2 protein-coding genes are annotated in these 2,283 nt (G+C 68.0%); both read right to left on the bottom strand.

Annotated elements, in window-relative coordinates; all coding sequences use genetic code 11:
* Positions 1–111 precede the first annotated feature (111 nt).
* The gene (locus AC04L7_RS16990) at positions 112–1,062 is read right to left on the bottom strand and encodes a Nudix family hydrolase (protein WP_436000122.1); all 951 of its coding nucleotides are present in this window, start codon (positions 1,060–1,062) and stop codon (positions 112–114) included.
* A gap of 115 nt (positions 1,063–1,177) precedes the next feature.
* Positions 1,178–2,283 (bottom strand): preprotein translocase subunit SecA (locus tag AC04L7_RS16985; RefSeq protein WP_475513488.1); only part of this gene is annotated, 1,106 nt, incomplete at its 5' end.

Below are 2,283 nucleotides of genomic sequence, written 5' to 3'. Positions count from 1 at the left end.
ACCTGCAACATGCCGCCGACGCCCTGCATCGGCGCTACCTCGCCCTGGCCAACGCCACCCCGTAGTCTCGCGCCGCACAGCTTTTTAGGAGCGGGCCATGCCCGCGATGCGCTATGTCGTGGGCCACAGTCCGCGGATGGCCGCGATGCCTTGTGCGCCATGCCGCCGGGCTTCGGTGATGTCGGCGGTTCCCATGCCGCCGATGGCATAGATCGGCAACGACACGCGTTCGCGCCGGTGGACGAACCCCTGCCACCCGATCGCCTGGCCGCCGGGATGGCTGGGAGTCGGATGCACGCTGCCCACGACGGCGAAATCGCACCCCAGTGCCTGCGCCTTCTGCAGTTCGTCCGGCGTATGGCACGACGCCGCCACCGGCAGACCGTCCGGCAAGGGCCGCGCCGCGAGGGCGTCGAGTTGCGAGGCACGCAGGTGCACGCCGGCCTGCAGTTCCTGCGCCAGCTCTATGTCGCCATTGAGCAGCACCGCCGCTCCGGCATCACGGCAGCGCACGACGGCATCTCGCGCCAGCGTCTTCCACGCCTCGCCCGACAGGCTGCGCGCGCGCACCTGCACGCGACGGATACCGTTCGACAGGGCTTGCTCCAGCGCGGCCAGCCAGCGTGCCGGATCGGCGGGTTCCGGCGTCACGAGATAACGGTCTGGCTGCAGCAGGGCCGCGACCACCGGGCGGTCGGCGGGCGGCATGTCGTAGCGCGCCAGCTTGTCGGGCGCGACCCAGGCCAGGGCCTGCCCCTCGTGCCCGCGCGGGGTGCCGGTCCAGCCGGTCAGGTGCCGCACGTCCAGGCACAGGCGCTTGTCGGGGTACTGCTGCGGCACGCTGATGATGGGCTCGCCCACGCGTGCCTCGATGCCGAGTTCCTCGCGCAATTCGCGCACCAGCGCCTCCTCCGGGCTCTCGCCGGGCTCCTGCTTGCCGCCGGGGAATTCCCAGCGTCCCGCCAGATCGCGCCCCTCGGTCCGGCGGGCGAGCAGGATGCGGCCGCGCGCGTCGGTGATGACGGCGGCCATGACATGGATGGAGCGCAACGGGGTGGGCATGGAGGAAGCTTGCCGGGAACCGGCAGGTAGACGCAAATAGGCGCGCAGATGCCCGGACCCGCAAAAAGAAAAGCCGCGCAGTGCGCGGCTTTTCCGACAGGCGATAGGCGATGCCTCAGTCCAGTTGGCCGTGGCAGTGCTTGTACTTCTTGCCGCTGCCGCAGGGGCASGGRTCGTTGCGGCCCACCTTGGGGGTGTCGCGCTGCGCCGGCATCGGGCCCGACTGCATGTAACCGCCCTGTTCCGCCTGGCGCTGTGCTTGCTCAGCTTCCTCGTCGGCGCTGTACCCGCCCGCGTCCTGGTGCTGGAACTGCATCTGCCGGGCCTGCGCTTCGGCCATCGCGCGTTCCTGGGCTTCCAGCGCGGCGACCTCTTCCTCGCTGCGGATGCGCACGCGCGACAGCAGGGTGACGACTTCGCTCTTCACCCGCTCCAGCATGCTGGAGAAAAGTTCGAAGGCTTCCTTCTTGTATTCCTGCTTCGGCTGCTTCTGCGCGTACCCGCGCAGGTGGATGCCCTGGCGCAGGTAGTCCATCCGCGCAAGGTGTTCCTTCCAGTTCTTGTCGAGCACCGTCAGCATGATGTGCTTCTCCAGCGCACGCATGGTCTCGTCGCCGATCGCCGCTTCCTTGTCGGCGAAATGCTGGTCCATGGCGTCCTGCACGCGGCGCTCGATCATCTCCGCATCGAGTTCCTCGGCCTCTTCGCGCCAGCGGGACACGGGCAGGTCGATGCCCATTTCCTCGCCGAGCTCGCGCTCCAGGCCCTGCAGGTCCCACTGCTCGTCCACCGAGTTCTGCGGCACGAAGCGCCCCACCGTCTCGGCGACCACGTCGCCGCGGATGCCGTCGATGTTGTCCTTCACCGACTCCGCATCGAGCAGTTCGTCGCGCTGGGCGTAGATGACCTTGCGCTGGTCATTGTTGACGTCGTCGAAGTCCAGCAGGTTCTTGCGGATGTCGAAGTTGTGCGCCTCCACCTTGCGCTGCGCCTTCTCGATCTGCCGGCTGACCAGCTTGTCCTCGATGACGTCGTCTTCCTTCATGCCGATCAGCTTCATCGCCTTCTGGACCCAGTCCGAGGCGAAGATGCGCATCAGGTTGTCTTCCAGCGACAGGTAGAAGCGGGACGAACCCGGATCGCCCTGGCGGCCCGAACGGCCGCGCARCTGGTTGTCGATGCGGCGCGATTCGTGGCGTTCGGTGCCGACAATGTGCAGGC

It is taken from the genome of Pseudoxanthomonas sp. LjRoot204_2, from assembly GCF_056175765.1.
This window is presented reverse-complemented; position numbering and strand designations above follow the sequence as displayed.

Bases quoted from the DNA above. Each gene is read 5' to 3' on its own strand.
- AC04L7_RS16990 (WP_436000122.1), bottom strand. From the start codon at position 1,062: ATGCCCACCCCGTTGCGCTCCATCCATGTCATGGCCGCCGTCATCACC.